The sequence below is a fragment of the Nonomuraea sp. NPDC049486 genome, from assembly GCF_040676925.1.
GTDB lineage: Bacteria > Actinomycetota > Actinomycetes > Streptosporangiales > Streptosporangiaceae > Nonomuraea > Nonomuraea ferruginea.
The window spans coordinates 220,136-246,410 of the sequence record NZ_JBFAPV010000004.1 but is presented as its reverse complement, the minus strand read 5'-3'; the positions used below and the strand labels follow the sequence as shown (position 1 = coordinate 246,410).

Annotated in this window: 27 protein-coding genes; 12 read left to right on the top strand and 15 right to left on the bottom strand. The window is 70.6% G+C overall.

Going from position 1 to position 26,275, the window contains the following annotated elements:
- Positions 1-73: 73 nt before the first annotated feature.
- Complete coding sequence (locus AB0K05_RS13605; protein ID WP_148035585.1) at positions 74-313, top strand: hypothetical protein; 240 nt, start codon at positions 74-76, stop codon at positions 311-313.
- Between the two features lie 137 nt (positions 314-450).
- On the opposite strand, the gene AB0K05_RS13600 is transcribed toward AB0K05_RS13605, so the two are convergent.
- Positions 451-1,449 carry a hypothetical protein gene (locus tag AB0K05_RS13600; protein ID WP_271275976.1) on the bottom strand — a complete coding sequence of 333 codons (999 nt, stop codon included), beginning with the start codon at positions 1,447-1,449 and terminating at the stop codon, positions 451-453.
- A gap of 153 nt (positions 1,450-1,602) precedes the next feature.
- On the opposite strand from AB0K05_RS13600, the gene AB0K05_RS13595 reads away from it, so the two are divergent.
- The gene (locus tag AB0K05_RS13595) at positions 1,603-2,124 is read left to right on the top strand and encodes a gamma carbonic anhydrase family protein (RefSeq protein ID WP_187281519.1); all 522 of its coding nucleotides are present in this window, start codon (positions 1,603-1,605) and stop codon (positions 2,122-2,124) included.
- On the opposite strand, the gene AB0K05_RS13590 is transcribed toward AB0K05_RS13595, so the two are convergent.
- Positions 2,096-2,998, bottom strand: coding sequence for a hypothetical protein (locus AB0K05_RS13590; protein ID WP_271275975.1), 903 nt, complete (start codon positions 2,996-2,998; stop codon positions 2,096-2,098). The genes AB0K05_RS13595 and AB0K05_RS13590 overlap by 29 nt on opposite strands.
- A gap of 62 nt (positions 2,999-3,060) precedes the next feature.
- On the opposite strand from AB0K05_RS13590, the gene AB0K05_RS13585 reads away from it, so the two are divergent.
- Positions 3,061-4,608: a hypothetical protein gene (locus AB0K05_RS13585; protein ID WP_271275974.1), complete on the top strand. Its 1,548-nt coding sequence runs from the start codon at positions 3,061-3,063 to the stop codon at positions 4,606-4,608.
- Between the two features lie 475 nt (positions 4,609-5,083).
- Here the strand turns inward: AB0K05_RS13585 and AB0K05_RS13580 are convergent, their stop codons facing one another.
- From AB0K05_RS13580 to AB0K05_RS13550, 7 genes are all read right to left on the bottom strand, one after another.
- Positions 5,084-5,365, bottom strand: a complete 282-nt coding sequence (locus AB0K05_RS13580; protein ID WP_049560737.1) for a metal-sensitive transcriptional regulator — start codon at positions 5,363-5,365, stop codon at positions 5,084-5,086.
- 29 nt (positions 5,366-5,394) lie between these two features.
- The gene (locus tag AB0K05_RS13575) at positions 5,395-6,456 is read right to left on the bottom strand and encodes a glycosyltransferase (RefSeq protein ID WP_271275973.1); all 1,062 of its coding nucleotides are present in this window, start codon (positions 6,454-6,456) and stop codon (positions 5,395-5,397) included.
- The gene (locus tag AB0K05_RS13570; protein WP_271275972.1) at positions 6,453-7,235 is read right to left on the bottom strand and encodes a hypothetical protein; all 783 of its coding nucleotides are present in this window, start codon (positions 7,233-7,235) and stop codon (positions 6,453-6,455) included. The genes AB0K05_RS13575 and AB0K05_RS13570 overlap by 4 nt, the downstream gene beginning before the upstream one ends.
- Positions 7,236-7,397: 162 nt before the next feature.
- Positions 7,398-9,506, bottom strand: coding sequence for a (Fe-S)-binding protein (locus AB0K05_RS13565; protein ID WP_364229166.1), 2,109 nt, complete (start codon positions 9,504-9,506; stop codon positions 7,398-7,400).
- A 138-nt stretch (positions 9,507-9,644) separates the two neighbouring features.
- Complete coding sequence (locus AB0K05_RS13560) at positions 9,645-10,229, bottom strand: TetR family transcriptional regulator (protein WP_364229164.1); 585 nt, start codon at positions 10,227-10,229, stop codon at positions 9,645-9,647.
- The gene (locus tag AB0K05_RS13555; protein WP_219542756.1) at positions 10,226-11,002 is read right to left on the bottom strand and encodes a class I SAM-dependent methyltransferase; all 777 of its coding nucleotides are present in this window, start codon (positions 11,000-11,002) and stop codon (positions 10,226-10,228) included. The genes AB0K05_RS13560 and AB0K05_RS13555 overlap by 4 nt, the downstream gene beginning before the upstream one ends.
- Entirely contained in the window at positions 10,999-11,808 is an 810-nt protein-coding gene (locus tag AB0K05_RS13550; RefSeq protein WP_148035595.1) for a sugar phosphate isomerase/epimerase, read from the bottom strand. The genes AB0K05_RS13555 and AB0K05_RS13550 overlap by 4 nt, the downstream gene beginning before the upstream one ends.
- Before the next feature lie 56 nt (positions 11,809-11,864).
- On the opposite strand from AB0K05_RS13550, the gene AB0K05_RS13545 reads away from it, so the two are divergent.
- Genes AB0K05_RS13545 through radA form a run of 4 tightly spaced genes read left to right on the top strand, consistent with a single transcriptional unit; the run spans position 11,865 to position 14,726 of the window.
- Positions 11,865-12,563: a class I SAM-dependent methyltransferase gene (locus AB0K05_RS13545; protein WP_364229161.1), complete on the top strand. Its 699-nt coding sequence runs from the start codon at positions 11,865-11,867 to the stop codon at positions 12,561-12,563.
- A gap of 42 nt (positions 12,564-12,605) precedes the next feature.
- Positions 12,606-12,980, top strand: coding sequence for a MerR family transcriptional regulator (locus tag AB0K05_RS13540; protein WP_148035597.1), 375 nt, complete (start codon positions 12,606-12,608; stop codon positions 12,978-12,980).
- A complete protein-coding gene (gene trxA, locus AB0K05_RS13535; protein ID WP_364229159.1) occupies positions 12,977-13,282 on the top strand; it encodes a thioredoxin in 306 nt (101 codons plus the stop codon). The genes AB0K05_RS13540 and trxA overlap by 4 nt, the downstream gene beginning before the upstream one ends.
- 37 nt (positions 13,283-13,319) lie before the next feature.
- Positions 13,320-14,726: a DNA repair protein RadA gene (gene radA / locus AB0K05_RS13530; RefSeq protein WP_148035599.1), complete on the top strand. Its 1,407-nt coding sequence runs from the start codon at positions 13,320-13,322 to the stop codon at positions 14,724-14,726.
- A 28-nt stretch (positions 14,727-14,754) separates the two neighbouring features.
- Here radA and AB0K05_RS13525 read toward each other — a convergent pair whose 3' ends face one another.
- Positions 14,755-15,639 carry an NAD(P)H-binding protein gene (locus tag AB0K05_RS13525; protein WP_271275968.1) on the bottom strand — a complete coding sequence of 295 codons (885 nt, stop codon included), beginning with the start codon at positions 15,637-15,639 and terminating at the stop codon, positions 14,755-14,757.
- An 87-nt stretch (positions 15,640-15,726) separates the two neighbouring features.
- On the opposite strand from AB0K05_RS13525, the gene AB0K05_RS13520 reads away from it, so the two are divergent.
- Together AB0K05_RS13520 and disA are read left to right on the top strand one after the other, a co-directional pair.
- Positions 15,727-16,119 carry a helix-turn-helix domain-containing protein gene (locus AB0K05_RS13520; RefSeq protein ID WP_271275967.1) on the top strand — a complete coding sequence of 131 codons (393 nt, stop codon included), beginning with the start codon at positions 15,727-15,729 and terminating at the stop codon, positions 16,117-16,119.
- Between the two features lie 107 nt (positions 16,120-16,226).
- A complete protein-coding gene (gene disA / locus AB0K05_RS13515; protein ID WP_148035602.1) occupies positions 16,227-17,309 on the top strand; it encodes a DNA integrity scanning diadenylate cyclase DisA in 1,083 nt (360 codons plus the stop codon).
- 49 nt (positions 17,310-17,358) lie between these two features.
- Here disA and AB0K05_RS13510 read toward each other — a convergent pair whose 3' ends face one another.
- Positions 17,359-18,027: a hypothetical protein gene (locus AB0K05_RS13510; protein WP_187281520.1), complete on the bottom strand. Its 669-nt coding sequence runs from the start codon at positions 18,025-18,027 to the stop codon at positions 17,359-17,361.
- A gap of 79 nt (positions 18,028-18,106) precedes the next feature.
- Between AB0K05_RS13510 and AB0K05_RS13505 the strand changes: the two genes are divergently transcribed.
- Entirely contained in the window at positions 18,107-18,973 is an 867-nt protein-coding gene (locus tag AB0K05_RS13505) for an A/G-specific adenine glycosylase (protein ID WP_271275966.1), read from the top strand.
- Positions 18,974-19,100: 127 nt separating this feature from the next.
- Positions 19,101-19,925 carry an NAD(P)H-binding protein gene (locus AB0K05_RS13500; RefSeq protein WP_364229155.1) on the top strand — a complete coding sequence of 275 codons (825 nt, stop codon included), beginning with the start codon at positions 19,101-19,103 and terminating at the stop codon, positions 19,923-19,925.
- Positions 19,926-20,061: 136 nt separating this feature from the next.
- On the opposite strand, the gene AB0K05_RS13495 is transcribed toward AB0K05_RS13500, so the two are convergent.
- Positions 20,062-20,478: a cupin domain-containing protein gene (locus AB0K05_RS13495; protein ID WP_271275964.1), complete on the bottom strand. Its 417-nt coding sequence runs from the start codon at positions 20,476-20,478 to the stop codon at positions 20,062-20,064.
- A gap of 61 nt (positions 20,479-20,539) precedes the next feature.
- On the opposite strand from AB0K05_RS13495, the gene AB0K05_RS13490 reads away from it, so the two are divergent.
- Positions 20,540-21,010 carry a MarR family winged helix-turn-helix transcriptional regulator gene (locus tag AB0K05_RS13490; protein ID WP_148035605.1) on the top strand — a complete coding sequence of 157 codons (471 nt, stop codon included), beginning with the start codon at positions 20,540-20,542 and terminating at the stop codon, positions 21,008-21,010.
- 21 nt (positions 21,011-21,031) lie between these two features.
- Here the strand turns inward: AB0K05_RS13490 and AB0K05_RS13485 are convergent, their stop codons facing one another.
- The 3 genes from AB0K05_RS13485 to AB0K05_RS13475 all read right to left on the bottom strand — a co-directional run bounded on the left by AB0K05_RS13485 (position 21,032) and on the right by AB0K05_RS13475 (position 25,920).
- Positions 21,032-21,970, bottom strand: coding sequence for a TIM barrel protein (locus AB0K05_RS13485; RefSeq protein WP_148035606.1), 939 nt, complete (start codon positions 21,968-21,970; stop codon positions 21,032-21,034).
- Between the two features lie 302 nt (positions 21,971-22,272).
- On the bottom strand, positions 22,273-24,774 hold the full coding sequence (locus AB0K05_RS13480; protein WP_148035607.1) for an ATP-dependent Clp protease ATP-binding subunit: 2,502 nt from the start codon (positions 24,772-24,774) through the stop codon (positions 22,273-22,275).
- 813 nt (positions 24,775-25,587) lie between these two features.
- Entirely contained in the window at positions 25,588-25,920 is a 333-nt protein-coding gene (locus tag AB0K05_RS13475; protein ID WP_148035608.1) for an Lsr2 family protein, read from the bottom strand.
- Positions 25,921-26,275 lie beyond the last annotated feature (355 nt).

The following is a 26,275-nucleotide window of genomic DNA, read 5'->3' as shown; positions in this document are numbered from 1 at the left end:
CGTTCTCTAGAGAAGTGGCGCACGCTCGAAGCGGATGGAACCTCGGCCAGGGGCTCTTGGAAGGGCGGTGTGGATGACCTTTGATCGGCATCTCGCCGAAATCGCCCGGGAGTACCCGCAGTGGACCATCTGGCGAAGCGATGCCGGCCGCTGGTGGGCCACGCGCCACCACCCGATCAGCGCCGAACAGCGCGACGCCGGCTGTGCGATGACCATCGACGCGGACGACCCGGAAGACCTGCGCGAGCAGCTCCGGGACCAGGAGAGACGAGCCGGCGAGCCCGAGCGACGCGCCGGCCCGGCACCTCCGTGAGCGGCGGGCGCCTCACCCGCCGCCACCACGATCCGCCCGGTGCCGGGTCCTGCGTCTCGGCGGCCCCGGCACCGGGCCACCAAGAGGGGGCACGCGTGGAAGCCTCCGACCCGATCGGGGGCGGAGGCTTCCACCCGCTACTTGCGCAGCTCCAGACGTCCCAGGTTGACGTCCGTGTCGTCCACCGACCGCTCCTCACGCGGCTCCTCGTCCTCGACGATGACCCGCACGTCGTCCTGCTCCTGGCCGCTCGGGAGCTCCTGCTGCGCGGCCGGCGGCGCGATCGCCTCCGGCACCAGCGGGCCCGCCCCCGCCTCCTTGCGCATCAGGTCGCTGAGCACCGAGTTGACCTCGTTCAGCCTGCGGACCACCTCGTTGTGGGTGTTGCTCAGGTACTCCACGCGGCGGCCGGCGTGCTCGTCGAGCGAGGCCACCCGCTGCTGCGCCGCCGCCAGTGACGCCTCGGCCTCCGCGCGGGCGGCCTCCACCGTCCGCTCCGCCTCGGCCCGCGCCCCTGCCATGGTCTGCTCCGCCTCGGCCGTCGCGGACGCGACCATCCGCTCGGACTCCTCCCGGGCCGCGGTGACCGTGCGCTCGGCCTCGGCCCGCGCCTCGCGCACCCGGGTCTCCGCCTCGGCGCGCGCCGACGAGCGGGCCTCCTCGGCGTCGGCCCCGGCCTGCGCCAGCATGCGCTCGGCCGCCTCGGTGGCCTCGGCGACCCGCCGCTCCGCCTCCGCCTGCGCGGAGGTGAGCATCTTGTCGGCGGTCTCACGGGCCGAGGTCAGCAGCCGGTCGGACTCGGTCTTCGCGGACTCGCGCAGGGCGCTGCTCTCGGCCTCGGCCTCCTCCCGCATGGCGGTGGCCTCTTCGTGGCCGAGCTTGAGAATCTGCTCCAGCCGGGTGCTCGGGTTGAAGTTCTGGGGCACCTCGGCGATCTGCCGCCTGGCCTCCGCGAGCTCGACCCGGCTCTGCTCGGCCTGGTCGATCGCCCGCGCCAGCCGCTCCTCCAGGTCCCTGATCTGGTTGCCGGTCCTGGCCATGTAGTCGTGCACCTGGCGGCGGTTGTAGCCGCGCATGGCCACTTCGAAGGTGTCGTCCTGCATGAGGTCGGGGATGCTGTCGTGCCGTTGTGTCATGGGGATTACCTAATTCGCGTGAGGCGGGGGATAACTGCGGATTGTGAGGGTGTGACGACGAGACGTCAGTAATCGACTTTCCTGCCAACTGCCCATACCCGCAACCGGAATGCCAGAGCCGGGCAGGAAACGGCGGGAATTACGATGGGTCAGATGTACATCGCTGCATTGGACGACGGGGCGGCCCCGGAGATCCACCCGGACGCGTACGTCGCCCCTGGCGCCGTCGTGGTCGGCAGGGTCTCGATCGGCCGGGCGTCGAGCATCTGGTACGGCTCCGTTCTCAGGGCGGACAGTGAGCGCATCGAGATCGGTGAGGAGTGCAACGTCCAGGACCTGTGCTGCCTGCACGCCGACCCCGGCGAGCCGGCCATCCTGGAGCCCCGGGTGAGCCTGGGGCACAAGGCCATGGTCCACGGCGCCCACGTCGAGTCCGGCGCGCTGATCGGCATCGGCGCGATCGTGCTGGGAGGGGCCCACGTGGGAGCCGGCACGCTCGTCGCGGCGGGCGCGCTGATCGGGCCCGGCAAGAAGATCCCGGCCGGCGTGCTGGTGGCGGGGGTGCCGGGGAAGATCGTACGCGAGCTGACCGACGACGACCGGGCGTCCTTCGCCCGCACGCCCGACACCTACATGGCGGCGGCGCTCAGGCATCGGCGGGCGTCACCACTTTGATCAGCACCTCGTCCGAGACCGACGCGGTGTTCAGCGGGTCGGCGTAATCGGGCAGCTCCGGCCGGAGGAACCGCACGTAGTCGACGGTCATCTTCAGGTCGGGCTGCCCCTTCACCTGCTTGGCGTTGCCCTTGACGTGGTCCTTCTTGAGCGCGTAGTAGCTGTCCCAGTCGGTGTACGCGACCAGGCCCCACTGCAGCACCTCGGGGAACTCGGTCGGCCAGCGGTCGGCCACCTTCCACTCGCCGCCCTCCTCCTTGTAGAGCGCGGCGCACACCCTGCCCACCCGGGCCAGCACTAACTCCGTCCAGCCGCTCTTGACGGCTGTCTCCTTGGGCTTGGAGCTGCCGTCCCTGGTGTACTTCGACTCCAGCCGGCCGGTCCTGTCGGTCGTGCCGGTGGTGATCGACACCCAGTTGGCGTTGTCGTACGAGTCCGGCACCCGGGCCATCAGGCCGCCGAGCGAGAACTTGCGCCTGGGCTTGCCGCCGCTCTTGCCCTCGACCTTCACCCTGGCGTGCATGACGATGTCGCCGGCCAGGTCCTGGTAGACGAACGGGCCGCGGAAGCCGTCGAACCAGGCGGAGGTCTTGGGCTCCAGGTACATGGCGCCCTTGGCCGTCTTGCCGACGTCCATCTTGGCGAGCCGGTCGACGTCCTTCTCCTTCTCGCTGAGCTTGAGCCACATCGACAGGTCCTTGGCGGACGCGAACTCGGTGGAGGCGCCGCCAACCTCGCCGCCCGGCGTGGGGGGCTGGGCCTTCTCCAGCGTGAGCACACCGGGCCCCTCCAGCGGCGGCTGGGCCGCCGTGATCGTCCCGCACCCGCTCACCACACCCACGACCGCCATCATGCCCGCCAGTCTCGCCCTCATAGCGGACATTCTGCCGTGTACTGCCAACCTTCGGTTACGGACGGACTACTACGATGGCCGCCGTGCGCCCCTGGAATGCGTTCACCGCCGCGGAGGCGGAGATCCGCGCGATGGTCGACGACCCGCGCTGGCAGGGGCTGCCCGGCGACACCCGCGCGCACGCGATCGCCGCCAGGACACTCGTGACCCGCGACGGCGACCGGTGGCTGTTCGGCGCGCACGCGCGCTGGCACCTGCACGACCCGGCCGACGGCCGCTGGCACCCCGCGCCGCCGCCCCGGCGCATCCGCGCCCGGCAGGTGGGCCACTCCCCGGCCGCGCTGCCCCCGGAGATCATCCCCGGCGGCCCCGACTTCGCCGCCGAGCCGGGCTCCACGCAGGCCTTCGTCGGCCCCGACGTGCCGCCGAAGCTGTGCGAGCGCGTCAACGACCTGCTGCGGGCCAACTGCCGCAGGAGCGAGCTCGACTACCCGCTCGCCGCCTTCGACGACGTCTTCGCCTCCGACGTGCCCAGCACGGTGGCGGCCATCTGGGGCACGATCATGTGGTGCGCGTACGCGCCGGCCTTCGACGGCAACGAGCGGCTGATCACGATGTTCGGCCAGTTCCTGCGCCGGTCGCTGCCGGGCGACGAGTGGGTGCGCTGGCTGCCGGCGCCGCCGCTGGCGGGCCTGGTCGCGCTGGTGGGCGAGCGGCTGCGGGCCGGCCACCCGCGCACCGCACTGCGCCTGGCCGCACTGATCGCCGACACGGCTCACATCCTGCTGTCCGACACCCGGTTCAGGCCGCGCGCGCTGGCGCTGCTCACGATGGTGGAGCCCGAGCTGCGGAAGCCGGGCCTGGACGACGACGCGGCCGCGCGCGGGGACCTGGAGCTGCGCCGGGCCTGGCTGCGCCGCTGCCCGCCGCGGCTGGCCCGGGCGGTGATGGCGGAGACCGACCCGGAGGCCCACCTGTCCCACACGGTCTACGACCTCGTCGAGGCGCTGGCCTTCACGACCGACCCGCCGCGGGCCGCCGCCGCCTATCTGGCGGACCTGTCCGACTCCAAGGGGCTGCTGCCGCCCCGGCTCGACCACCGGCTCCGACACGCGTACGAGGAGCTGCTGCGGGCGGGCCTGACGAGCACGTCGGCGGGCGAGCGGACCGAGCCGGAGGGTTTTCCCGTGCGGCCCGCCGGAGGCTTTTCCGGTCAATACCGGAACCCCGATAACGAGTCGTTTACCGGCCCGCTCACCGGCTCCGGCCCGCTCCCCGTCCCGGGCGGCCCCGTTACGGGAACGGGGGGCATTCCGGGGCCCAATAAGTTGAGTACAGGTCACATTTCGGAAACGACTCCGGACGACACCGGCACGCGGCGGCTCCGGCTGCCGGGGGCCGGTCCGCCCGACCTGCGGGGCGGGTTCACGCACGTGCGCGACGAGGCCGGCACCGGCATGATGCCACCCGACCGTGCCAGTACGGCCGCGGTGCTGGGAGCCGCGTACGCGGTGGGGCTGGCCTGGCATCGGGTGTCCGGGGCGCGGGTGCCGGAGCGGGGGTTCGCGGGGTCGGCCGCGCTGGTGCGCCGCCTGGTCCTGGAGCGCGACGACCCCATGAGTCACACGTAAACCACTAATGCCGCTATTTCACCCTAACTCCGCCTATATCGTTCTAACACTTAAGATCACGCGTTATTAGCTGAATTGTGATCTCTACCCCGGGGAAATGATCCCCTTGGGGCCTCATCGGCGACGAAAGGAATGACTCCGATGGGCCATGTCGCCGGAAGGGCCCGCGCCGTAACCTCGGAGAGGGTGTGGGCTGCGGAAGGAAGGACGACGCGGTGGGGCACGAAAACTTGGACACTCGGGTCCATGACCGTGTCGCGTTGGACGAGATTGCGCTCTACGCCGAGGTGCTCACCGCCGTCGCTGTCAGCGAGCGGCGGCTGACCTTGGACGAGCTCGACGACGCGCTCGGATTGCGGACTTCGGCGAGTCGCTGAAGACGATCACATGACTTGGTCCCGGACTCCCCCAGGGGTCCGGGACATGTCATGTACGGGGTGGCTCACGATGACTAGTCCTCCCGGGGGCGGCCCTCCTACGAACGGACGAGTCGCGCGATCGCGGCCGAGGCCTCCTTGACCTTCGCGTCGGCCTCCGGGCCACCGGTGGCGATGGCGTCGGCGACGCAGTGGGAGATGTGCTCCTCCAGCAGCCCCAGCGCCACCGCCTGCAAGGCCCGCGTCGCGGCGGAGACCTGGGTGAGGACGTCGATGCAGTAGGCGTCGTCGTCGACCATGCGCTGCAAACCCCTGATCTGCCCTTCGATGCGCCTGAGCCGCGTCAGATAGGCCTGCTTGTCTCCGCTATACCCATGCATACATCTAAGGTACCCGCTCCGGGTATCACTCAGCGGAGCCCCGCGAACAGCTTCTCCCACTGCTCGCCCACCTCGTCGGCGGCGTGGCGGATGGCCGTGTCGAGCGCCCCGGCGGCCAGCGAGCGCCGCCTGCGCTCGTCGCCGATGAGCGCCAGCATCGCCCCGGCGAACGCCCGCTCGTCGGCCTCGGGCACCAGCACGCCGTTGTAGCCGGTGGCCACGAACTCGGCGGGCCCGTGGGTGCCCTCGAACGCCACCACGGGCACCCCGCACCCCATCGCCTCCAGCACGGTCATGCCGAGGTCGGCGGTGTGGGAGGTGTTGGCCACGATCGACGCCTTGGCGAACTCGCCGGTCAGATCGGGGGTGGTGCCCATGAAGTAGACGTGGTTGTGCAGGCCCAGCTCGTCGACCAGCGCGCGCAGCCGCCGCTCCTCGGGGCCGCTCCCGTACAGCCTGAGCCGCCAGTCGGGGCGCTCGGCGGAGACGACGGCGAAGGCGCGGATCAGCCTGTCGTACGACTTGGCGGCCACCCAGCGGCCGCCCGCCGCCACGATGCGGTTGTCCATCCGCGAGCGCGGCCACGGCGAGCCGGGCAGCGCGTCGGGGATGGCGTGCACGTGCGGCCCGGAGTCGAGCAGCCTGGCCCACTCCTCGCGGGCCGGCTCGGTGGCCGCGACGACGGCGTCCAGGCGCGGGTAGAGCTTCTTGACCGGGCCGGGCACCGCCGGCCTGCCCCACTCACGGGCGATGCGCAGGATCTCGCGCGGGGCGTGCCGCGCGGCCTGGACGCTGAGCCCTGGCCTGGCGGTGACGAGAACGTCACTTCTGAGTGAGCGCAGCATCCGCCACAGGGCCACCTCCGTGCGCACCTGCCCCTGCGGGAACAGACGCCGGACGCCTGGCCTCACGTCGATCACCGAGCGCATGGTCACGCCCGCGGCGACCGGGAAGAACGGCTTCTCCTTCTGCCTCCTGAGGCTGATCACCTCGACCTCGTGCCGCTGGGCCAGCGCGCCCGCGAGGTTGAGCGCCGAGCGCACGTCTCCCCGCATCGCGTACGCGGAGGAGAGCAGGAAGGTGACCTTCACCCGCCCACCTCGATGCGCAGCTCGTCGTCGGCGGTGTAGGAGGGCTTGATGGGCACGCCGTCGATGCGGGCCGACGGGTAGTGCAGGCGGCGCCGCTTGCCGTCGACGTCGTCGAGCCAGCCGCCCAGCCGCAACGGCTCGCCGACCCCGTCCACCTCCAGCGACGGCTCCCACGTACCCGAGGCCTCGGGGTCGGCGGCGAGCACGTCGACCAGCGAGACCGCGGCGTGGAAGCGCACACCCTGGACGGTGGCGTTGGCCGACACGCGCGCGCCCGTCTGCCTGCGCTGCAGCGCCAGCATGGCCTCGTGGCGGGAGTCGTCGTCCTCCAGGCCGGTGTAGGCGAGCAGGCCGGTCACCTCGAAGCGGCCCTCCCTGAACCAGACCGCGCGCACCTCCGCCACGGGCGCGGCGTCGTCGATCTTCAGCGCCAGATAGCCGTTGCGGGTGCGGTAGGAGCGGTAGGCGAGCGTGCGCTTGCACAGCGCGTACGCGTCGAGATGGTCGAGCGAGAAGCCGGGGTCGATGCTGCGCAGCCTGTTGCGTTTGCCCTGATGGCGCAGGTAGGCGTCCCAGCGCCCGGCGGTGAGCAGCAGCGGGGCCAGCGACACGGCGACGGTGGCCTCGCGCGCGACGGCGCCCGGCGTGCCGAGCGTCACCTCTCGCTCCACGCCGCTGGTGCGGTGGCGCAGCACCAGCTCGGTGCCGCTCTTCAGCGGCTCCTCCATGGCGAGCCGGAGGGAGAGGACGTCGGCAAGGGTGACTTCGGAGTCTGTCACGACAACGCTCATCACGAGCCCCCCCTCCCCGTCGAATAGAGCCATGCGACGTTGAGGTTACCGTGATTTACCCGTTATGTGGATGCCGGATTTCCGGCGATCACCCCCTTTGACCGGCGAAACTCCTCCACAGAAACCTGTGGAGGAGTTTCACTTTCCGGGTCAGACGGGGGTCTTCACCGATTTGATCAGGAGCTGCGCCACGTCCACGACCTCCAGCGACTCCTTGGCCTCGCCGCTGTTCTTCTTCTCATTGATCGCGTCCCCCAGCATCACCATGCAGAACGGGCACGCGGTGGAAACCGTGTCCGGATCCGTGGTCAGCGCCTCGTCCACCCGCTCGGTGTTGATGCGCTTGCCGATCCGCTCCTCCATCCACATCCGCGCCCCGCCCGCGCCGCAGCAGAAACCGCGGTCCTTGTGCCGGTGCATCTCCTGCGTCCGCACCCCGGGCACCTTGGACATGATGTCGCGGGGCTGGGAGTAGACCTTGTTGTGCCGGCCCAGGAAACACGGGTCGTGGTAGGTGATCTTCTCCTCGATCGGCGTGATCGGGGTCAGCTTGCCCTCATCGACCAGCTTGGCCAGCAACTGGGTGTGGTGCACGACCTCGAACATGCCGCCCAGCTGCGGATACTCGTTGGCCAGCGTGTTGAAGCAGTGCGGGCACGTGGCCACGATCTTCTTGACCCCGGCCTCGTTCAGCGTCTCGATGTTCTGCTGGGCCAGCATGTTGAACAGGTACTCCATGCCCAGCCGGCGGGCCGGGTCACCGGTGCACGCCTCCATCGGGCCGAGCACCGCGAACTTCACCCCGGCGATGTGCAGCAGCTCCGCCACCGCCTTGGTGGTCTTCTTCGCCCGGTCCTCCAGCGCACCCGCGCAGCCCACCCAGAACAGGTACTCCGCGTCCTCAGGCATCTTCTCCTCGACCAGCTCGACCTCGAAATCGAGCTCGGCGATCCAGTCGGCCCGCTTCATCTCCGACATGCCCCACGGGTTGCCCTTGTTCTCCAGGTTCTTCACCATCACCCCCGCCTCCGACGGGAACGACGACTCCACCATCACCTGGTAACGACGCATGTCGATGATGTGATCGATGTGCTCGATGTCCACCGGGCACTGCTCCACACACGCGCCGCAGTTGGTGCACGACCACAGCACGTCCGGGTGGATCACACCCTCCTCGCCGACCAGCGGCTTGTTCAGCAGCGCCAGCACGTCGGTGTCCTCGTGCCCGTTGCCCCCGTTGGCGGCGGCCATCAGGTACGGGGCGACCGCGAAGGCGTGGTCACGCTGGTCCAGGATGAGCATCTTCGGCGACAGCGGCTTGTCGGTGTTCCACGCCGGGCACTGCGACTGGCAACGCCCGCACTCGGTGCAGGAGTAGAAGTCCAGGAACCCCTTCCACGTGGTGTCACCGATCTTGCCCCGGCCCAGCCGCTCCGGATCCAGGTCCTCGTCCTCGAAGTCGACCGGCTTGCCGTCGACGCGCATCTCCGGCACCGCGCCCATGCCGTCCGGGCGGCGCGAGAACAGCACGTTCAGCGGCGCGGTGAAGATGTGCAGGTGCTTGGAGTTCACCACGATGATCAGGAACACCAGCATGAAGCCGATGTGCAGGAGCAGCGCGATCTCCTCCAGCAGCCCGCTGGCCGGCAGCACCTGACCCAGCGGGATCGACACGAACGCGCCGGAGGAGTACGGCAGGTTGCCGTTGGCCGCCGCCGCGCCGCGCGCCAGGAACAGCGTCCAGATGATGTTGAAGATCATGAACAGCACGAGCCACGCGCCGCCCAGGTGCGAGCCGGAGAACCGCGACCCGCGGCCCAGCTTGGCCGGCGACTCACGCAACCGGATGACCGCGAAGGCGACCAGGCCCAGCAGACACGCCACCGCGATGAAATCCTGCAGGAACCCGAGCACCGGCCACTGCCCGATCAACGGGATGTGGAAGTTCGGCCGACCGGTGATCGCACCCTGGATGATCGCGCCGTACGCCTCGATGTAGACGGTCAGCAGGATGAAGAACGCCCACATGACGAAGAAGTGCGCCACCCCGGACGGCGTCCATTTGAGCAGCTTCTTCTGGCCGAGCACCTCCACCAGCTGCGTCTTGATCTCGGCGCCGGCGTTGTCCTTGGCGTACTGCACGCGCTCGGGGGCCGGCGGGCCCACCGTGGCGAGCTTGAACAGGAACAGAGCCCTGCGGCCCGCGACGGCCACCGCCACGACGGTCATCACGAGCCCGATGATGGCTACCCAGAGCACGGGTCCTCCCACAACGACGTTGTTTGTCAGCGTACGGTCACCCCGCTGACCTGGCCCCGCCGGGATCCTACCCGCGAGTAACTTCCTGGAGGTAACCGAGTTTCACCTTATGGTGAGGATCAGCTCCAGAACAATGCTCTACAGTGTGAGATAGCGCTGAATCGTCGGCGCCAGCAGCTCCACCAGTTCCTCGGGCTCGGCGCTCGCCATGGGCTCCAGCCGCAGCACGTGACGGGCCACGATCACCCCGAACATCTGCGAGAAGGCGGCCTCGATCCGGAGATGGGGGATCCCGAGGTGGTCGGCCACCCTGTAGAGCAGGGCGTTGGTGATGAACTCGCGGAACAGCACGCGCGACTGCTCGTGGGTCATGGCTGAGCGGACCAGCGCGATCATCGGCTCACGGGTCTCGGGATCACCGGTCACCGTGAGCATCATGGTAACCAGCCGCCTCCCGAGCTCTACACGGGGGCCGTCGAGCAGCACCGAGACGACCAGGTCAGGCGTGATCGGCAGCCGCATCGCCGCCGCGAACATGCCTTCCTTGGTGTCGAAGTAGTGGTGGACCAGCGCCGGGTCGACCTTCGCCTCCCTGGCGATGCCGCGCACCGTGGCCTTGTCGAAGCCCTTCTCGGCGAAGACCTTCCGGGCCGCCGCGAGGATCTCCCCGCGCGTGTCGGCCGAGCCGGGACGCCGCCCCGGACGCCTCTTGATGGTGCTCACCGGCCTACCGCCAGGTAGACCCGCATCGGCACCGACACCACGTTGTCGGGGAACTCACGGCGCAGCTCGGCCCGCTGCCGCTCCACGAGCGCGTCGGCCTCCCCCGCCGACAGCGCCGCCATGTAGGAGTGGGAGCGCAGGTGGAGCAGGAAGTCCTCGATCGCGACCAGGCGGGTCCACGGGATCCAGCGCTCCTCCACCACGTCGAACGCGGCCGCGATCGGCGGCACCGACCACTCCTCACTGGCCGGCCCCCAGTAGGTGGGGCACGCCCCGGCCAGCCGCTCCTCGTAGGCGGCCAGCCACTCGGCCTGGGCCACGTGCGCGAGGTTCCAGCAGGCGGCGATGGCCCCGCCCGGCCGCAGCACCCGCCTGGCCTCCTCGATCGAGGCCACCGGGTCGAGCCAGTGCCAGGACTGGCCGTACGTCACCAGGTCGGCGGACCGGCCCGCCAGCGGCAGCGCGTTGCCGTCGGCCAGCACCGCGGACACCCCCGCCGTGCCCTTGGACCGCAGCCTGGCCAGCATCTCCGCGCCCGGGTCGACCGCGACCACCCGCGAGCCGCGGGCCCGCAGGGCGTGCGCGAGCTTCCCGGTGCCGGCGCCCACGTCGACCGCCGTGGCGCCGTCGAGCGGCACGCCCGACACCTCCGACAGGGCGCGGTAGAGCTCGTCGGGGTAGCCGGGCCGACCTGCCTCGTAGGCGTCGGCCACCCGGTCGAACACCCGGCCGAGCTCCCTGCTCGGGCCCGTGCGCAGGTGCTCGGGGCTCATGTCGAGGCCGCCAGGTAGAGCCGGGCGAAGGCGAGCGCCTCGGCCAGGTCGTCGATGCGCTCGGAGCGGCTGGCCGCCTTGCGGGTGTTGATCTCCAGGACGACCAGGCCGTCGTAGCCGTTGCGGGCCAGACGCTCCAGCATGGGCGCGCACGGCTGGTTGCCCCTGCCGGGCACCAGGTGCTCGTCCTTGTTGGTGACCCCCATGCCGTCGGCCAGGTGGAGGTGCGCCAGCCGGTCGCCGAGCTTGGTCGCCATGTCCATGGCGTCGGAGCCGGACACGGCGGTGTGCGACAGGTCGAGCGTGACGTGCGGGAAGTCGTAGTCGGTCGGGTTCCAGTCGGGCGAGTAGGGCACCACGTCGTTGCCGCGGGCCCTGAGGGGGAACATGTTCTCGACCGCGAAGATCACGTCGGTCTCGTCGCGCATGCGGGCCAGCCCGACCTCGAACTCGCGGGCGTAGTCGCGCTGCCAGCGGAACGGAGGGTGCACGACGACGGCCGACGCGCCGAGCCGCTCGGCCGCCTTCTGCGCGCGGACCAGCTTGGCCCACGGGTCGCGCCCCCACACCCGCTGGGTGACGAGCAGGCAGGGCGCGTGGATGGCGAGGACGGGCACCTCGTAATGGTCGGAGAGCCGCTCGATCACGTCGATGTCCTGGCTCACCGGGTCGGCGCCGACCATGATCTCGACACCGTCGTAGCCCAGCCGGGCAGCCAGCTCGAACGCATCAGGCGTGCGTTCCGGATATACCGAAGCGGTGGACAATGCGATCTTCGCATTGGGCACGCGGATGACATCAGCCACGTTGCCAGCCTAAGCCGGATGTCCCGTGCCGGCGCGCCACCCCGTACGGTTGTCGCATGCCCAGGACGGTCCGAGGCGCGATCCCGAGCCCCAACATCTGGAACACACCGCAGGTGTACGAGCTGGAGAACCGCGCGGTCGACCCCGACGACATCGCCGGCGCGGCGATGCGGAAACTCCGGCCGTGGCAGGGCGCGACCGTGCTCGACATCGGCTGCGGCACCGGCTACCACCTGCCGGGCTACGCCGCCGAGGCGGCCCGGGTGATCGGCGTCGAGCCGCACCGCGACCTGGCCGCCGCGGCCCGCCGCCGGTGCGCCGCGCTCCCGTCCGTCGAGGTGCGCGAAGCCGCCGCCCAGGACCTGCCGCTGCCGGACGCCTCGGTCGACGTCGCGATCGCGCGCTGGGCGTACTTCTTCGGGCCCGGCTGCGAGCCGGGCCTGCGCGAGCTGTCGCGGGTCGTACGGCGCGGCGGCGCGGCCTTCGTCCTCGACCTCGACGCCACCGGGGGCGCGTTCGGCCGGTGGTTCCAGCGCACGGTCCCCGCCTACTCCGCGCCGAAGGTGGAGGCGTTCTGGGACCGCCAGGGCTGGCAGCGGCGGCGGCTCGACCTGCGCATGGTCTTCGAGCGGCGGGCCGATCTGGAGGCGGTGCTGCGCATCGAGTTCGCCCCCGAGGTGGCCGAGCAGGCCATCGCCGAGACGCCGGGCCTGGAGCTGGCCTATCCCAACGTGCTCCGCTGGCGCTACTTCTGAGCGCTTGACCTTGACGCCGGTGTCAACGTTTACCTTGAGCGCATGCGCATCGGAGAGCTGGCCCGGCGGACCGGGGTGAGCACCCGCTCGCTCCGCTACTACGAGCAGCACGGGCTGTTGCGCGCCCACAGGAGCGCCAACGGCTACCGCCACTACGCGGAGGCGGACGTCCGGCTCGTGTCGGAGATCCGCGCCCTGCTGTCGGTGGGGTTCACGCTGGAGGACACCCGCCCGTTCGTCGACTGCCTGCGCTCGGGCCACGACAGCGGCGGGTCCTGCCCCGAGTCGATGGCCGTCTACCAGCGCAAGCTCGCCGAGATCGACGACGAGATCCGGCTGCTGCTGACCCGCCGCGCGGAGGTCGCCGCGCAACTCGCCGGATCGTGCGAAGGCTGCTTCTTCAGAGGAGACACATGATCACGCTCACCACGGACAACTTCGACGAGCAGGTGCTCGGCGCGGGCAAGCCGGTGCTCGTCGACTTCTGGGCCGAATGGTGCCCGCCCTGCAAGATGATCGCCCCCGTGCTGGAGGAGATCGAGGCCGAGCACGGGCTGACCATCGGCAAGCTCGACACCGACCACCACCCCGAGATCCAGGCCCGCTACGGCGTCATGAGCCTGCCCACGCTGCTGCTGTTCGAGGCCGGCCGGCCGGTCAGGCAGATCGTCGGCGCCCGGCCCAAGCGCATGCTCGTCAAGGAGCTGGGCCTGGCGTAGCACCGGCTTGTCGGTCCGGCCCGCTAGCCTGCTCGCCATGGCCAAGACTGCGCAGAAGCCCGGATACCGCTGCGCCGAGTGCGGCTGGCGCACCCCCAAGTGGGTCGGCCGGTGCGGCGAGTGCCAGGCGTGGGGCACCGTCGACGAGGAGGGCGGCCGCGCCGGCGCGCACGTCGTCCAGGCCGGCGCCACCACCGCCCCGGCGATGCCGATCGGCCAGGTCAAGGCCGAGATCGCCGCCGCCCGCACCACCGGCGTCGGCGAGCTCGACCGGGTGCTCGGCGGCGGCCTGGTGCCGGGCGCGGTCGTGCTGCTGGCCGGCGAGCCCGGCATCGGCAAGTCGACGCTGCTGCTGGAGGCCGCCGCCCGCATCGCCGAGCGCGAGACCGTCCTCTACGTCACCGGCGAGGAGTCGGCCGCCCAGGTCCGGCTCCGCGCCGACCGCATCGGCGCCATCCGCGACCGCCTCTACCTGGCGGCCGAGACCGAGCTGTCGGCGCTGATCGCCCACGTGGAGAAGATCCAACCCCGCATGCTCGTGGTCGACTCGGTGCAGACCGTCGGCTCCGCCCAGGCCACCGGCGTCCCCGGCGGCGTCACCCAGGTCCGCGAGGTCGCGGCCAACCTCGTGCGGCTGGCCAAGGAGCGTGACATGTCGACCGTCCTGGTCGGCCACGTCACCAAGGAAGGCTCCATCGCCGGCCCGCGCACCCTCGAACACCTCGTCGACGTGGTGCTCAACTTCGAGGGCGACCGCCACTCCCGGCTCCGCATGGTACGCGCGATCAAGAACAGGTTCGGCCCCACCGACGAGGTCGGCTGCTTCGACCTCCACGAGCGCGGCATCGAGGGCATCACCGACCCCAGCGGCCTGTTCGTCTCCCGCCGCTCCGACCCCGTCCCCGGCACCTGCGTGACCGTCACGGTCGAGGGCACCCGCCCCCTGCCCGCCGAGGTCCAGGCCCTGGTGGCGCGCACCGAGGCCCAGCAGCCGCGGCGCACCTCCTCCGGCCTCGACACCTACCGCGTCCAGATGGTCCTCGCCGTGCTGGAGCGCCGGCTCAACGCCCGGCTGGGCGGCTGCGACGTCTTCACCGCGACCGTGGGCGGCATCAAGCTCAGCGACCCGGCCGTCGACCTGTCGGTCATGCTCGCCGTCGCCAGCGCCGCGGGCGACAAGCCCCTCCCGGCGGGCCTGGTCGCGCTCGGCGAGGTCGGCCTCGCGGGCGAGCTCCGCCCCGTCAAGGACGTCCGCCGCCGCCTCACCGAAGCCGCCCGCCTCGGCTTCAAACGCGGCCTGGTCCCCGTCGGCTCCCTCGACGAGGGCACCCGCAAGCCCAACGGCCAGCGTTCCCTCGTCCCGGTCGGCCCGGTCGCCTTCGCCCCCGGCTTCGAGGTCGTCGAGGCGGAGAACGTCTGGGACGCCCTCACCCACGTGACCTGACCCGTACCTCTGAGGACCTGAGGGGGCGCTAGCCTCCCAGGGCCGACTTGACCGCCGCCGTGACCAGGTCGCGCACCGGCCGCGGCGCGTCCAGGAACGCCGTCAGGTCACCGCCGCGGCTCTCCAGCAGCCCCGCGCCGATGTTGGAGAACGTCGACATCGTGTGCCCCACCTGGTAGGGCTCCAGCCCGGCCAGCGACGCCCGCGTCTCGCCCAGCGGCGCCGGCCGGTACTCGACGGGCCGGCCGAGGGTCTCGGCCAGCGCCTCGGCGAGCTCCCGCCCGCCGACCGCCTCCACGCCCTCCAGCTCGTACGTGCGGCCCGCGTGCCGCCGCTGCGCCCCCGACGCCCCCGACGTCAGGTCCTCCTGCGCCTCGGCCGCCACCCGCACGGCCACGGCGGCCAGGTCGTCGCGTGCGACGGCCGACAGCCGCCCGTCGCCGAGCGGCGCGGCGAACACCCCGCTCGCCGCCGCCGCGGCGGCCCCGGCCACGGCCAGCCCGGCCGGGATCTCGGCGTACAGGCCGTTGCGCAGGACGGTGACGTCGAAGGGCGCCTCGGCCAGCCGCGCCTCGGTCCAGCGGTGCGCGAGCGCGATCGTGAGCCGCTCCCCCGAGCCGGCCAGGCTGGTGTAGATCACGTGCCGGACTCCGGCGGCGGTGGCCGCCCGCACCACGGCGCCGTGGCGGGCCAGCACGACGTCGTCCTCGGCGTACCCCGCCGAGACGAACACCAGCACGTCCACGCCCGCGAAGGCCGGCTCCAGCGTTTCCGGCCGGTCGAAGTCGGCGAGCCGCACCACCGCGCCGTCGCCGGAACTGCTGGCCCCGACCGTCACCAGCCCGTCCACGGCCCGCAGCCCGGCGAGGATCGCACTGCCGAGTTTCCCCGACACGCCGGTGACGAGAATCATGAGACCACTCCTGTTGTTGAGGTGCGCGAAAAGGTGAATGACGCCCAGCATGGGGCGTCCGGGCGCCGACTTTAAGGAGGCACTTTCATGTCAGTCGCGAACACGGAGGTAACCCCCCAGGCCCCCGGGCCGTGCGGGGATGACGACTGCGGCATCCGCGATGTGCTCGACCGTCTCGGCGACAAATGGACGGTGCTGGTGATAGTGGAGCTGGCCAAAGGCGTGCGGCGGTTCAGGGAGCTGCAACGGGCGATCCCCGGCATCTCGCAGCGGATGCTGACGTTGACGACACGGCGGCTGTGCCGGGACGGGCTCGTCGAGCGGACGGCGTACCCCACGATCCCGCCGCAGGTCGAGTACCGGCTGACGCCGGTCGGCCGGAGCCTCGCCGAGACGGTCGAGCGGCTGGCCGACTGGTCGAGGGAGCACAGGGACACCATGGCGGCGGCCCGGGAGCGGTGGGATGCCGCCGGCCGTTGAACCCGGACCCGGGTGACTCGCTACCGTGGTATGACCCGCCCAAAGGCGGAGGAGAGAGTGAGACGGCGCGGCTAAGCTGGGCTTGACTATTTCGACACGGGGGTCAGGTGCCAAACGACAGGAGTCTTGACGACCGCCGTCGCGAAGCCCTGGCCGCGGTGGCCCCGGGCACACCACTGCGCGACGGTCTGGAGCGGATCCTGCGCGGGCAGACCGGCGGCCTGCTCGTGCTCGGCTACAACAAGATGGTCGAGCGCCTCTGCAGCGGCGGCTTCCATCTCGACGTCGACTTCTCCGCCACCAGGCTGCGCGAGCTGGCCAAGATGGACGGGGCGATCGTCATCAGCGACGACCACAAGATCGTGCGCGCCGCCGTCCACCTGGTTCCCGACCCCACCATCCCCACCGACGAGTCCGGCACCCGCCACCGCACCGCCCAGCGCGTGGCCAAGGAGACGGGCCTGCCGATCATCGCGATCAGCAAGTCCATGCGGATCATCGCCCTCTACCTCGACGGCATCCGCTACGTGCTCGAAGAGTCGGCCGCGATCATGTCCAAGGCCAACCAGGCCCTGGCCACCCTGGAGCGCTACAAGCACCGCCTCGACGAGGTCTCCGGCACGCTCTCCGCGCTGGAGATCGAGGATCTGGTCACCGTGCGCGACGTGGCGGCCGTGGCGCAGCGGCTGGAGATGGTCCGGCGCATCTCCGACGAGATCAAGGGCTACGTGGTCGAGCTCGGCACCGACGGCAGGCTGCTGTCCCTGCAGCTCGACGAGCTGGTCTCCGGCGTCGACTCCGAGCGGGAGCTGGTGGTGCGCGACTACCTTCCGGCCCCGTCGAGCCGCCGCCAGCGCCGCCTGTCCGACGCCCTGCACGATCTCGACGCGCTGTCCGGCAACGAGCTGCTCGACCTGCCGGTGGTCGCCGGCCTGCTGGGCCACAACGGCGGCGACAAGCTCGACAGCCCGGTCAGCCCGCGCGGGTTCCGCCTGCTGGCCAAGGTGCCCCGGCTGCCCGCCACCGTGGTCGACCGCCTGGTCAACCACTTCGGCAGCCTGCAGAAGCTCCTGGCGGCCAGCATCGACGACCTCCAGGCCGTGGGCGGCGTCGGCGAGTCCAGGGCCCGCAGTGTCCGCGAAGGGCTCTCCCGCCTCGCGGAGTCCTCGATCCTGGAGCGCTACGTCTGACCAGACGCCCCCCGTACGCCTCTGAGACGCCCTGTGAGCGGCGACGGGCTCAGCGGAGGTGGAACACACCCTTCGGGCTCTTGTGCTCGCCCAGGCGCGCCACCACCACGTACGTGCCGGGAAGGGCGGCGGGCGGGTCGGCGCGGCAGCTCCCGCTGGAGCGGCGGCGGTTCCAGTCGAGGGTGCGGACGTAGGGCACGCCTCGCTGCAGCTCGCGCGTCTCCGTCCCCGGGCCGCTGACGCAGTCGGCCGTGGACCAGATGCGGTCCTCGCCCGAGGTGATGCGGATCTCCAGCGCCCGCGGGCCGACGTCGGCCTTGCACATCACCGGCCCGGTGTTGACCACGGTGACGATGAAATGCGGGCGCGCGCCGCTCGCGTAGATCTCCTGCTTGCCCTGGAGGTGGAGCACGAGGTCCTTGTCGTCGCAGGGCTCGCCCGCGCGCCTGGCGCGCGGGGTCTTGCTCGGGCTGGGCGTCGGCGACGGGCTGGCCGTGCCCATGGCCAGCGTGCGCAGCCCCGCCAGCAGCGGGTCCGTGACCGGGGCGGGGCTGGGGGAGACCTGGGCGTCGGACCGCTTCTCCGGGCCGCCCGAACTGGAGCAGGCCCACGCCACCACGGCAACGACCACGAGCACTCCGATGAGCAGGCTCATGCGCCGCCGCCAGTAGACGTCGCCCCCGATTCCCGAGTCTCCGCGCATGGTTTCCGGATCCATGCCGCCAGGATGGGTAACCATCCGGTGACGCGTCGTGACGACACGCCGGACCTTGCCATCTCGTCATACGCTGGGCTGCGTGATCGAGCCGAAACTCCTACACCTTCCCATTCTGGAGTGGTACGAAAACAACGCCCGGGACCTCCCCTGGCGCACCCCTGACCGGACCCCGTGGGGAGTGCTCGTCAGCGAGATCATGCTGCAGCAGACGCCGGTGGCCCGGGTGCTGCCCGTCTGGCACGAGTGGATGGCCCGCTGGCCCACTCCGAAGGCGCTGGCCGCGGAGCCCTCCGGCGAGGCCGTGCGCGCCTGGGGGCGGCTCGGCTACCCGCGCCGGGCGCTGCGCCTGCATGCGTGCGCCACGGCCATCACCGAGCGGCACGGCGGCGAGGTCCCTTCCGACCACGCGACGCTGCTCGCCCTGCCGGGGATCGGCGAGTACACCGCCGCCGCGGTCGCCGGCTTCGCGTTCGGCGGGCGGCACGCGATCCTGGACACCAACGTGCGACGGGTGTTCGCGCGGGCGGTACGGGCCGAGGAGTATCCCCCGACGGCCACCTCCGCCGCCGAACGCCGCCTCGCGGAGGCGCTCCTGCCCGAGCTGGGCGCGCCCCGCTGGGGGGTGGCGGTGATGGAGCTGGGGGCGCTCGTCTGCACCGCCCGCGCCCCCCGGTGCGAGGGCTGCCCGATCGCGGGGGTGTGCGCGTGGCGGCTGGCCGGCAAGCCGCCGCACGCGGGTCCCGCCCGCAAGGGTCAGACGTACGCGGGCACCGACCGCCAGTGCCGCGGGCGCCTGCTCGCGGTCCTGCGCGCCGCCCACGGGCCGGTGCCGAAGGCGGCGCTGGACGCGGTCTGGGAGGACGCCGTGCAGCGCGAGCGGGCGCTCGACGGCCTCGTCGCGGACGGCCTGGCCCAGGTCCTGGAGGACGGCACGTACTGCCTCTAGCCAGGAACGACGATCTGCCTCTGGGCGGGAACGACGATCGCGTATGAATCCGCGACAGCTGAGCATGGGCCGTCGCGCGCCTTCCTCCTACGGTTGACGATCAGTGAGTCCTTCGGGGAGGAAAGAAGTGTCACAACGGATTCTGGTGACGGCGGCGACCGGCACGGTCGGGCGCCACGTGACGGCGCGGCTGGCGGAGGACGGGGCCGAGGTGCGGGCACTGTCCCGGACCCCGGCGGGCTTCCCGCCCGGCGTCCAGCCCCTGCGCGGCGACCTGTCGGCGCCCGGTTCGCTGGCCCCGGCGGTCAACGGCGTCGACGCCGTGTTCCTGATCTGGCCGTTCGCCTCGGTGGACGGGCTGGAGGCGGTGCTGGCGCTGATGGCGGGGCACGCCCGCAAGCTGGTCTACCTGTCTTCCGCCACGGTGCGCGAGCACGAGCGGCGTGCCGAGGGCCTGATCGAACGGTCCGGTCTGGAGTGGACGGTCCTGCGCCCGCATGCCTTCGCGGCGAACGCGTCGCGCTGGGCCGGGCAGATCCGCGCCGGGGACATGGTGCGCGAGCCATACGGCCGGGCCGCCATGTCGCTCGTCCACGAACAGGACATCGCCGCGGTCGCGGTCGCGGCGCTGCTCCAGGAGGGGCATGAGGGCGCCGTCCACGAGCTGACCGGGCCGGAGTCGCTGACCCAGGCCGAGCAGGTGCGCGTGATCGGCGAGGCGGTCGGCCGGCCCGTGCGGTGGGAGGAGGCGCCGCCCGAGGAGGCCCGTCAGCGGATGCTCGCCCGCGGCTGGCCGCCCGAGGTGGCCGACGACGTCCTGCGCGCCCAGGCCGCGATGACCGCCGGCCCGGCGCCGGTCACCACCACCGTCGAGAAGGTCACCGGCACTCCGGCCCGCACCTTCCGCTCCTGGGCCGACGCCCACACCCACCTGTTCCAGCCCTCGCCCTGAGCCCGGTCACCGGGGCCCAGGGCACCCGCACCTTCCACTCCTAGGCCGACGCCCACACGCACCTGCCGTGACGCCGGCCACCGGGCCCAGGGCACCCTCCTGGGCCGACGCCCACGCGCACCCGTACTGAGGGCGGTCACCGGGCCCAGGGCAGGGGCATGCTGCGGGTGCCTTCCGGTACGAGGTCGCAGGCGTCCGGGGTGTCGAGCCCGTCCGGGTTGTAGACCTGGACGCCCGCGGGGGCGGCCACGATCGCCGCGAAGCCGTGCCGCTCGTCGGCGAACAACCGGCGCAGCGCGCCGGCGGGCAGCACCATGGTGTCGCCCGCCTCGACCTCGACCCGTTCGCCGCCGAGCTGGACGGTGCAGCGGCCCGCCAGCCAGGTCCACACCGACTCGGTGTCGAAGGCGTGCAGCGGGCCCGCCGTGCCGGGCTTGGCGTCCACGCGCCACACGGCCTGGCGGGACTCGCCCTGGGTGGGCGAGGCGAGCGTGGTCATGGTCCCGTTGGGCGTCTCGATCCTGCGTGCCCGCGCGTCGCGGATGACGGTCATGGCAGGTGCTCCTCTAAGATAGACAACGTCATTGTCTAGATAGTGAACCAGGTTGTCTATCGTGTCAAGCACACCCCCGGGGTTCGAACTCCCGCTCCGCCTCTTCCTGGCCTTCCGGGTGCTCATCGACGAGCTCCACGCCGAGCTGGGCCGTCAGGGACATCCGGACATCCGGCCCATGCACGGCTTCGTCATGCAGGCCATCGGGCCCGACGGCACGACCGCGGTCGACCTGGGCCGCACGCTCGGCGTCACCAAGCAGGCCGCGGGCAAGACCGTCGAGGCACTCGAACGCATCGGCTACGTCGAACGCACCCGCGACCCCGCCGACACCCGGCGCAAGATCGTCCGTCTGACCCCGTACGGCATGGACGCCCTCGCCCGCTCGGCCGCGATCTTCGACGACCTGCGCGCCCGCTGGGCCGCCGAGCTGGGCGAGGACCGGCTGCGGGCGCTGGAGGCCGACCTCCGCACAATGACCCCCGCCAACCTGTGGCGCCTCGACATCCCGGGCTGGTTCGGCGCCCCGTGAGGCGCCGGACCAGTCCCCGGGTCAGGCGGCGAGCTGGAGACCCAGGCTGGTGAGGCTGGTGCGCGCCCAGTCGAGCTCCTGGGCCAGGAGCGAGACCAGGGCGCCGGGGCCCTTGGCGCGGCCCGGGACCGCCAGGTTGTGGGTCTCGACCTCGATGTGGGCGCTGCCGCTCACCGCGCCGGAGAGCATCGCCGTCAGGGTGTCGTGCAGGACGCCGCCGGTGTTGGGCGACCCGCCGGTGTGGTGGTGCACGTGGCCGAGCTTGACCACGGGGGCGCCGGTCTTGGCCAGGCCGCGCAGCGCCTCACCGGTCTCCTCGGCGCCGCGGGCCAGGTGGCACGCGTCGAGGCAGACGCCCAGGTGGTCGGAGTCGATGCCGCGCACCCGCTCCAGCGCCTGCTCCGTGGTCTCCAGCACGCAGCCGGGCCACGGCTCGAAACCGACCCTGACCGTCTTGCCGGTGATGCTGTGGAGGCCGCGCAGCTCGCGGGCGAGCCGCTCCAGCCGCCGGGTGGCGATCGCCTGCAGGTCGGCCGGCCAGTCGCGGCGCCAGCCGATCGGGATGGTGGAGATGCTGCCCGACTGGATGTCGTCCGGCAGCAGGAACGCGAGGATCTTGGCCAGCGCCATCGTGTAGCGGTAGCGCTCGGGCTTGGCCCAGTCGGGGCCGGGCGCCTCCTGGTTGCGACCGCCGGTGCCGTTGAGGCTGACGACCTCCAGGCCGCGCTCTTCGAGGGAGCGGCGCAGGCGGACGAGTTCTATGCGGTCGGCGGTCAGATGGTCGGCGACGGCGGGCGAGAGCCACAGGCCGACCCCCATCCGCTCCACGCCGAGCCGCTTGCGCACCGGCACGGCGTAGCGGGTGAGATGGGCGATCAGGTTCTCCAGATCCTCCGCGGGGTGCACGCCTGCGTTGTAGGCGAGGTGAACGAGCGTTCCGTCATCGTGACGCAGGCGCATCGGTTTCCTCCACGACTCTCACTGGTTTCCCCCTCGCCCGCTGGTGCCACTCCGAGCATGTCGGCCCGTGGCGGCGTGCGCGTCAGCCCTGGGTTGATCTCTTGCTACTCCCAGGGGAGCAGTCCCGACCGTAGAGACACGCTCTTGCGGATCACTTGGACAGGACTTGGCGAAGCTCTACACAGAGTAGTACTACTTGTCGTGGCGGGGCCACTCGCCCTTCAACGATTCGGCAACGTTTCCCGTCACCACATGCGAAAACCCCCGTGCGCCGGAGCGCACGGGGGTTTTCGTGAACTGGGTCAGCTCTGGATGGAACCGGCGATCGCCGCCGCGGAGTCGGGCACCTGAGTGGCGTCCTCTCCCGCGAACAGGAACCTGGCGTCGTCGCCCTCACCCTCGATGGTCACCTTCACGACCTGCCCCGGACGGAGCTCGCCGTAGAGGATCTTCTCCGACAGCGAGTCTTCCAGCTCGCGCTGGATCGTACGGCGCAGCGGCCGGGCGCCCATGACCGGGTCGTAGCCGCGGTCGGCCAGCAGCTGCCTGGCCTCGGGCGAGACGTCGAGCCCCATGTCGCGGTCCTTCAGCCGCTCGGCCACCTGCGCGAGCATCAGATCGACGATCTTGATGATCTCGTTGGGCGTGAGCTGGTGGAAGACCACGATGTCGTCGACACGGTTGAGGAACTCGGGCCGGAAGTGCTGCTTGAGCTCTTCCTGGACCTTGGCCTTCATCCGGTCGTAGTTGGAGTCGGCGTCGTTGGACTTCGCGAACCCGACCCCGATGCCCTTGGAGATGTCGCGGGTGCCGAGGTTGGTGGTCATGATGATGACCGTGTTCTTGAAGTCGACCACCCGGCCCTGGGCGTCGGTCAGGCGACCGTCTTCCAGGATCTGCAGCAGCGAGTTGAAGATGTCGGGGTGGGCCTTCTCGATCTCGTCGAACAGGACCACGGAGAACGGCTTGCGCCGCACCTTCTCGGTGAGCTGGCCGCCCTCCTCGTAGCCGACGTAGCCGGGAGGCGAGCCGAACAGCCGCGAGACGGTGTGCTTCTCCATGAACTCCGACATGTCCAGGCTGATCAGCGCGTCCTCGTCGCCGAAGAGGAACTCCGCCAGAGCCTTGGACAGCTCGGTCTTACCGACACCGGACGGACCCGCGAAGATGAACGAGCCGCCGGGACGCCGCGGGTCCTTCAGACCGGCGCGGGTGCGCCGGATGGACCGCGACAGGCCCTTGATGGCGTCGTCCTGCCCGATGATCCGCTTGTGGAGCTCGTCCTCCATGCGGAGCAGGCGCTGCGACTCCTCCTCGGTCAGCTTGAAGACCGGGATGCCGGTGGCGGTGGCCAGGACCTCGGCGATGAGCTCCTCGGTGACCTCGGCCACGACGTCCATGTCGCCGGCCTTCCACTCCTTCTCGCGCCGCTCGCGCTTGAGCTGGAGCTGCTTCTCCTGGTCGCGGAGGGCAGCCGCCTTCTCGAAGTCCTGCGCGTCGATCGCGGACTCCTTGTCGCGGCGGACGTTGGCGATCTTCTCGTCGTACTCGCGCAGGTCCGGCGGCGCGGTCATGCGGCGGATGCGCATGCGCGAGCCGGCCTCGTCGATGAGGTCGATCGCCTTGTCGGGAAGGTAGCGGTCGCTGATGTAGCGGTCGGCCAGCTGCGCGGCGGCCACCAGCGCGCCGTCGGTGATCGACACGCGGTGGTGGGCCTCGTAGCGGTCGCGCAGACCCTTGAGGATCTCGATCGTGTGGCTGAGCGAGGGCTCGGCCACCTGGATCGGCTGGAACCGGCGCTCCAGCGCGGCGTCCTTCTCGAGGTACTTGCGGTACTCGTCGAGAGTCGTGGCACCGATGGTCTGCAGCTCGCCGCGGGCCAGCATCGGCTTGAGGATGCTGGCGGCGTCGATCGCGCCCTCGGCGGCGCCCGCACCCACGAGCGTGTGGAGCTCGTCGATGAACAGGATGATGTCGCCGCGCGTGCGGATCTCCTTGAGCACCTTCTTCAGGCGCTCTTCGAAGTCGCCGCGGTAGCGGGAGCCGGCGACCAGGGCGCCGAGGTCAAGCGTGTAGAGCTGCTTGTCCTTCAGCGTCTCGGGCACCTCGCCCCTGACGATCTTCTGCGACAGGCCCTCGACGACGGCGGTCTTGCCGACGCCGGGCTCGCCGATGAGAACGGGGTTGTTCTTGGTCCTCCGGGAGAGGACCTGCATGACCCGCTCGATCTCCTTCTCACGGCCGATGACCGGATCCAGCTTGCCCTCGCGGGCGGCCTGGGTCAGGTTGCGGCCGAACTGGTCGAGCACCAGGGACGTCGACGGGGCCGACTCCTGGGGGCCGCCGGCGGCGGCCGGCTCCTTGCCCTGGTAACCGTGGAGCAGCTGGATTACCTGCTGCCGCACCCGGTTGAGATCAGCTCCAAGCTTGACCAGCACCTGGGCGGCCACACCCTCACCCTCGCGGATGAGACCGAGCAGGATGTGCTCGGTGCCGATGTAGTTGTGACCCAGCTGCAAAGCCTCACGGAGCGACAGCTCGAGGACCTTCTTGGCCCGCGGGGTGAAGGGAATGTGCCCCGACGGAGCCGACTGGCCCTGGCCGATGATCTCCTCGACCTGCTGACGCACGCCCTCAAGGCTGATGCCGAGGCTCTCCAGAGCCTTGGCGGCCACGCCCTCACCTTCGTGGATCAAACCAAGAAGAATGTGCTCAGTGCCGATGTAGTTGTGGTTGAGCATCCTGGCCTCTTCTTGGGCCAGGACGACAACACGCCTTGCTCGGTCGGTGAACCTCTCGAACATCTCGTCGCTCCTCACAGAGCGGTCAGTCAGGCCGGTAAATCCGGTCCCGTCATCCCGCATGCTAGCCCTGGCTCGGCGAACCGTGCCCTCTGCCGCTGACGCGCTCTATAGCAGAGAGCGTTCCCCGAGAGCAGGGCGTTCACCCTCCATCCAACTATGGTTCGGGGGTGACGTGTTCCCGATACGCCGCAAGCGAACGATGTTTGGGACGCATGGGTACTGCGGCTCTTATTCGCCGCCGGCGGCGGTGGCAGATCACACGGATCGGCGATGGGGACGCCTGACGGGCCGGCCCTTGGGTCGGGTCGTCGCCCGTCATCATGCCCATGCATCCTGAGACGCCGGGTCCGTATCTCTTACACCCTGCCATCGTATGTGGCGATGCAAACGCGGGCCAAGCGGATGTGCATCGCATCACCCAGAGCGAAATCCGCCGCCTGATCAGTCTGGTCAGCGACGTTACCAGTCCGGCGTGATCGCCAAGGCCCGGAGGGACGGAACGGTAGGTGGCCTACCCGACGCGGGAAGTGCGCGCAATGCGCGGCAGCGGCCCCTTCAGAGAAGCCGTACAACAGAGATGGGGCCCCAGATCGCCCGAAAGCGCTGGAGCCCCGTCATCCCCGACAAAACCGCCAAAACACGCGCCCGGCGGTTCGATGCGAAGACCCAAATGCCCATGTTTCGGGCGAATCGAAGATCGACAGAACGGAAAGTGTCCACGATCTGAGATTCGCCCTGAACGATCATGCGCTTATGGCGACCGCCGGGGTCCTTAGGCGAGCGGCATAAGCGCATGGTCAGCCGACGGCTCCCTTAGTGGGCCGCCTCGTACTTCTCGACGACGGTGGAGGCGATCCGGCCTCGCTCACTGACGGGCAGACCGTGGGCCTTGGCCCACTGCCTGATCTCGGCGCTCTTCTCGCGGCTCATCGCCCGCTGACCGCCGCGGCCTCGACGGCGCGTGGTGACCGCCCCTGCCCTGCGAGCGTGCTGCACGAAAGGCGTGAGAGCGTCCCTCAGCTTCTTGGCGTTAACGTCGCTGAGGTCAATCTCATAGGAAGCGCCGTCAATAGCGAAGCTGACCGTCTCATTGGCCTCGCCCCCATCGAGGTCATCGATGAGAATCTCCTGGATCTGCTTGGCCATCTACGCAATCCTTTCCGGAGCATTGTTTCATTCGCTCGACCAAACATATACCCGGAAAGACGTTAAGACAATTCAGCTCAGCGACGATTCCGCTGAGTCGCTGATCAGTTGCTCTTCTCGGCCTGATCCTGCCGGTTTGGCCGCCTCCCAGGGCCCTCGGCGCGCACCAACTTCACCACCCCAAAGATGAAGGCGCCCCCCACGACGAGCGGCGGGATGAGCGCCGACAAAACCTCTGTCACAACTTCCATTCGTCCTCGCCTCCACAGCGGACGGGGGGTTTCCTGGCCTTTTATGCACGGGCGGTGCGGCGGGCGCGGGCTTGACCGCCCCGGGTGTCGCCCTGTCGACGACC

Coding starts and splice junctions, on each gene's coding strand:
- AB0K05_RS13605 (WP_148035585.1), top strand. CDS start 74: ATGACCTTTGATCGGCATCTCGCCGAAATCGCCCGGGAGTACCCGCAG.
- AB0K05_RS13600 (WP_271275976.1), bottom strand. CDS start 1,449: ATGACACAACGGCACGACAGCATCCCCGACCTCATGCAGGACGACACC.
- AB0K05_RS13595 (WP_187281519.1), top strand. CDS start 1,603: ATGTACATCGCTGCATTGGACGACGGGGCGGCCCCGGAGATCCACCCG.
- AB0K05_RS13590 (WP_271275975.1), bottom strand. CDS start 2,998: ATGAGGGCGAGACTGGCGGGCATGATGGCGGTCGTGGGTGTGGTGAGC.
- AB0K05_RS13580 (WP_049560737.1), bottom strand. CDS start 5,365: ATGCATGGGTATAGCGGAGACAAGCAGGCCTATCTGACGCGGCTCAGG.
- AB0K05_RS13555 (WP_219542756.1), bottom strand. CDS start 11,002: ATGAGCCCCGAGCACCTGCGCACGGGCCCGAGCAGGGAGCTCGGCCGG.
- AB0K05_RS13545 (WP_364229161.1), top strand. CDS start 11,865: ATGCCCAGGACGGTCCGAGGCGCGATCCCGAGCCCCAACATCTGGAAC.
- AB0K05_RS13540 (WP_148035597.1), top strand. CDS start 12,606: ATGCGCATCGGAGAGCTGGCCCGGCGGACCGGGGTGAGCACCCGCTCG.
- trxA (WP_364229159.1), top strand. CDS start 12,977: ATGATCACGCTCACCACGGACAACTTCGACGAGCAGGTGCTCGGCGCG.
- radA (WP_148035599.1), top strand. CDS start 13,320: ATGGCCAAGACTGCGCAGAAGCCCGGATACCGCTGCGCCGAGTGCGGC.
- AB0K05_RS13525 (WP_271275968.1), bottom strand. CDS start 15,639: ATGATTCTCGTCACCGGCGTGTCGGGGAAACTCGGCAGTGCGATCCTC.
- AB0K05_RS13520 (WP_271275967.1), top strand. CDS start 15,727: ATGTCAGTCGCGAACACGGAGGTAACCCCCCAGGCCCCCGGGCCGTGC.
- AB0K05_RS13510 (WP_187281520.1), bottom strand. CDS start 18,027: ATGGATCCGGAAACCATGCGCGGAGACTCGGGAATCGGGGGCGACGTC.
- AB0K05_RS13495 (WP_271275964.1), bottom strand. CDS start 20,478: ATGACCGTCATCCGCGACGCGCGGGCACGCAGGATCGAGACGCCCAAC.
- AB0K05_RS13485 (WP_148035606.1), bottom strand. CDS start 21,970: ATGCGCCTGCGTCACGATGACGGAACGCTCGTTCACCTCGCCTACAAC.
- AB0K05_RS13480 (WP_148035607.1), bottom strand. CDS start 24,774: ATGTTCGAGAGGTTCACCGACCGAGCAAGGCGTGTTGTCGTCCTGGCC.
- AB0K05_RS13475 (WP_148035608.1), bottom strand. CDS start 25,920: ATGGCCAAGCAGATCCAGGAGATTCTCATCGATGACCTCGATGGGGGC.